The sequence below is a fragment of the Corallococcus aberystwythensis genome, from assembly GCF_003612165.1.
GTDB classification, from domain to species: domain Bacteria; phylum Myxococcota; class Myxococcia; order Myxococcales; family Myxococcaceae; genus Corallococcus; species Corallococcus aberystwythensis.
Window position 1 is genome coordinate 1 of record NZ_RAWK01000453.1, and the last position, 4,336, is coordinate 4,336.

The following is a 4,336-nucleotide window of genomic DNA, read 5'->3' on the forward strand; positions in this document are numbered from 1 at the left end:
TTCGGGGTGGGGGGGGAGGAATGAAGGGAGCGGACGAAGAGGTACGCGGCGAGTCCCGCGGTGAGCACGAGCATCCCGGCGCCGATGGCGTGCGCGGACCGGACGAAGCCACCGGCGCTCAGCAGCGCCGCGGCGATCAGCGGGCCGGCCAGGCTGCCCACCCGCTCGATGATGCGGAACACGGACAGGAGCGCGTCCAGGCCGAACCCGGCGCACTCCTCGGCGAAGAGCGGCGGCACGCTGGCCAACAGCGGCGTGGCCGCCAGCGCCTGCCCCAGCCCCACCAGCAGCACCGAGACGAGCAGCGGCCAGCTGCCCTCCGCCGACGCGAACAGCAGCACGCCCAGCCCGGAGGAACCGCCGCCCACCAGCATCATCCCCCGGTGCCAGCCGTACCGGTCCGCCAGCAGCGACACCACCGGCGTGGCGAACACCGTGGAGATGAAGGAGCCCATCATCAGGCGGCCGATGGCGGCCTCGCTGAAGCCGAGCTCATGCAGGCGCAGCGGCGTCAGGAAGAAGAGGAACCCCGTCAGCACCAGGCGCACCGGCATGGCCGCCAGCAGGATGAACAGCAGCACCCGGCCGCGCTTGAGGATGCCCAGGTAGGCCGCCACCGGGCGGTGCTCGGCCGGCTCCCGGGGGCCTGAGTCCGGCGTCAAGAGCCCCACCAGCACCATGGACAGACACACCAGCCCCGCGGCGACCCCGAAGGTCGCGCCGTAGCCGATGCGGTCCGCGAGGATGCCGCCGATGGCGGTGCCGCACACGCTGGCGGCCGTCGAGGCGCCCACGAACACGCCCATGCTCCGCGCGACGTGGCTCTGCCTCGACGTCCGCGCGACGTGGAGCAGCGCCGTGGCCGTCACGATGCCGTAGCCACCGGCGGTGACCATGCGCCAGAGGAACAGCTCGGCCAGGCTCGACGACTGGCCCGTCAGCGCCAGGCCCAACGCGCTGGGCACCATGCCCGCCAGCAGCGCCACGCGGCTGCCCCGGGTGTTCAGCAGCCGCCCGCCCAGCGGCGTGCACAGCACCATGGCGGTGACCCACAGCGACATGGGCAGCGCCACGATGAAGCTCTCCGAGAAGAAGGGGCCGGGCTGGTAGAGCTGCTTGACGTAGAGCGGCCAGAACGAGCGCGAGAGCTCCGAGCCGAAGAGGTAGATGAACAGCGGAAGCCGCAGGTCGCCGGTCTCCGGCTCCTCCAGCGCGGCGGGTGCCTTCGGGTCTCCGAACCGGAACTGTTCCCCCAGCGCCGCGAGGGCCTGCTCCACCGCCTGCGCCAGCTTCCCGCTCCGCCGTGATTGCGCGGCGCGCTCCGTCAGCGCGACGTGGCGGACGTTGAGGCCGCGCACCAGTCTTGCCGCGGCGGCCAGCGCCCGGGTGGCCTCGTCGTGCAGCCGCAGCCGGGCCTGCCGCGTGAAGTCCCCCGCGCTCCCGAGCGCCAGCAGCCGGTGGAGCAGCCGCAGCGGCCGGACGACGAGCAGCCCCATCAGCGCCATCAGCACCTCGATGGTGACCAGCGCCGTGACGAACAGGGTGATGAGGATGTCGGTGTGGATCTCCTGGAGCCGCTGGTCGACGTAGCCCTCGTCGATGCCCAGGTGGAGCCGGCCGATGACGCGGCCCCGCGACTCGACGGGATAGGCCAGGTCCAGCGCGCCCTCCAGATGCGCCAGCCCTTGCGACTCCTCGTGCGCGTGGGCCTGCTGCATCCTCTCGAAGAAGGACTCGGGCCGCGTCTTCAGCTCGCGCGACGCGTACAGCATGCGGCCCTCCGGAGAGGCGAAGCCGATGTAGCGGAGCTCTTCATGGCCCGCGGCCGCGTCGTCCAGGTAGGCGTCCGCCGCGCCCAGCCGCGTCACCGGAATGCCCAGGTCCGCGGCGCGGCGGAAGTTCAGGGCCACGGTCTCCGCCAGCGTCTCCGCCTTGGCCCGCAGGTCCGGGCGCAGTGACTCCTCGAAGAGGCGCGAGGCTTGAAGCGACGCCGCCACCAGCGTCGCCACGATGAGCAGCGTGGACAGCAGGCTCACCTGCCAGATGCGGCCCCGGGACAGGCCTCCGTCGCTGGCCGGGCTCATGTGCCCTCCAGGGACTTCTCCGCGCGGGCCAGGGCCTGGGAGGCTTCCTGGTAGCGCGCATCGAACGCGCGCAGGTCCTCGTCCGCCGGGGCCGCGTGCGCCGGGCCCTCCATGCCGCGAAAGGTCTTCTCCATGGCCTGGAAGCGCTGGCCCAGGGGCTTGAGCAGGCCCCACATCACGGCGCAGACCAGCGTGAAGCCGCAGGCCAGCGGCCACAGCGCCTGGCGGGCGAAGGTGTGCAGGAAGACGCCCGCGCGCGCATCCAGCGCCCGGCGGTCATAGGCGATGAGCACGAACCCCACGGGCTGGCTGAAGGGATTGAGGATGGGCGCGCCCACCAGCAGCGCCGTGCTGTCCGTGCGGTTCCAGGTGCCGTCGCGCGCGGCGGCGGCCTCCTCGAACCACACGGCGCGCTCGCGCTCGGAGCCGGGGAGGTGCGTGGTGGCGTGCAGCCCGCTCTGGAACAGCACCGTGCCCCGGCGGTCGAGGATGACGACGCCGCGGATGTCCGGGTCCATGGCGGAAACCCGGGTGAGGATCTGCTGGGCGTCCCGCGCGGCGGGCAGGGCCAGGCCCAGGTCGATGGCCGCCTCCGTGGAGGCCTTCGCGTCCAGCGCGAGCACGCGCAGCCGCGAGCGTTGCAGCTCGCCGAGCGTCGTCTCGAACTTGGCGTAGTTGAGCAGGACGATCAGCGCGATGGAGAAGCAGAGGATGGCCGCCGTCGCGGCCCCCAGCTTGAAGAACAGACTCATGGCCCTGCCCTCGCCTTCAGAAGAAGGACCACTGGATCCGCATGAGGAACTCGTCGAAGGACGGCTGCCCCTGGGAGAACCGGTACCGGCTGGCGTTGAACATCCAGCGCGTGGACGTGTTGAGGTACCAGTTGAGGCCCGCGGTCAGTTCCTGGATGCGCTCCTCGGAAGGGCCGTCGTGTCCCGGCAGGCCGTCGAACTTCAGCTGGGCGAACCCGTAGCGCAGTCCCACCTCCCACGCGCCCGCCCCGTACCGGCCGTCCCCGGGGTCGAAGGGACTGGAGGGCTCCACGCCGCGCTCATGCTTCTTCTCCCCGGTCAGCACCCACGTCCCGGACGCGTACACGGCTTGCGAGCGCAGCCCGGGCAGGTGGACGCGCCGCGCGTCGTTGCCAACGTCCGAGGCTTGGAGCCAGCCCTCGCGCGTGGAGGAGTGAAAGCGCGCGTACTCCACCTTCAGCGACGTGGGGCCCTGGAAGGAGACAGCGTCGGCGCCCAGGCGCCAATCGGCGGGAGCCACGTACAGGCCCGAGGCGCCCGTGGCGTACGTGACGCTGTATTGGGGGGCGGTGAGGAAGGCGTAGCCGGTGGCCAGCTTGCCCCGGGGCTCCTCGGGCAGGTTGTCCCCCACAGCGTGCGTGGCGCTCACCGCGACGGAGACGCCCTCCAGCGGTGACACGGAGAGGCGGCCCGCCAGCATCTTCCCGCGGTCCTCGTCGCGCGCCTTGCTGCTGGCTTCGTTGAAGAGCCCCAGCCAGTACTCCACGCGCTGGTTCGCGAGCTCACCATGGAGCGCCAGGCCCTGGTCGTAGCGGGGCAGCACCAGCGTGTAGAGCAGCGACTGCTCCACGAAGTCGAGGAAGACGGAGGACGTCTCCAGCCACTCGTAGCCGAAGGGGACCTTGAGCCTGCCAGCCCGCAGCCGGAGCCAGGGGGCGGCGCGCAGCTCCATCCATGCATCCTGGAAGAGCGGCGTGTTGGACTGGCCCACGTCCGCGATGAGCCGCACGTCCGCGAAGGACGCCAGCGTCCCCGTGAGATTCAGCCGCGCGCGGCGGACCAGGAAGGTGCTGTCCAGCCCGTCGTCGGTGGGGTGCAGGCGCAGGTCCGACTGGAGGTTCATGCCCACGCGCAGGGCGGACCGGCCATCGCGGCCCTGGAGGACGGTGACGCCGCCCGGGGCCGGCGTGTCGGCCCGGGCTCCCGGGGGCAGGAGGAGCACCGCGACAAAGACAGACAAGAACAACGGGCCGGGCCTGCGGAGTTCGTTCATGCCCCGCACGACGTCCGCATGGTTGTCTTTGTGAAACTTCACACCCGGCCTCCCTGGGCCGTCCTCGGAAGTCACCCGCGCGGCCCGGCCTTCTTCCGTCCCCGGCGCCACGCCTTTCGAGAGGATCCATGTCTGCCCATTTCCTCCGGCACGGACGCGGGCTGCGCCGGGCCCGGCTCGGCGCCCTCCTGCTGGTGCTGGCCGCGTCGCTGGGCGGGGTCGTCGCC

At 71.8% G+C, this 4,336-nt stretch carries 3 protein-coding genes; all 3 read right to left on the reverse strand.

Annotation, left to right across the window (positions count from 1 at the left end; translation table 11 throughout):
• On the reverse strand, nt 1-2,084 hold a 2,084-nt coding region (locus D7W81_RS40110), incomplete at its 3' end, for an MFS transporter (protein WP_147445804.1).
• The gene (locus tag D7W81_RS40115; RefSeq protein ID WP_120560592.1) at nt 2,081-2,836 is read right to left on the reverse strand and encodes a cache domain-containing protein; all 756 of its coding nucleotides are present in this window, start codon (nt 2,834-2,836) and stop codon (nt 2,081-2,083) included. The genes D7W81_RS40110 and D7W81_RS40115, both read right to left, overlap by 4 nt.
• A gap of 16 nt (nt 2,837-2,852) precedes the next feature.
• A complete protein-coding gene (locus D7W81_RS40120; protein WP_120560593.1) occupies nt 2,853-4,151 on the reverse strand; it encodes an OprO/OprP family phosphate-selective porin in 1,299 nt (432 codons plus the stop codon).
• Nucleotides 4,152-4,336: the final 185 nt, after the last annotated feature.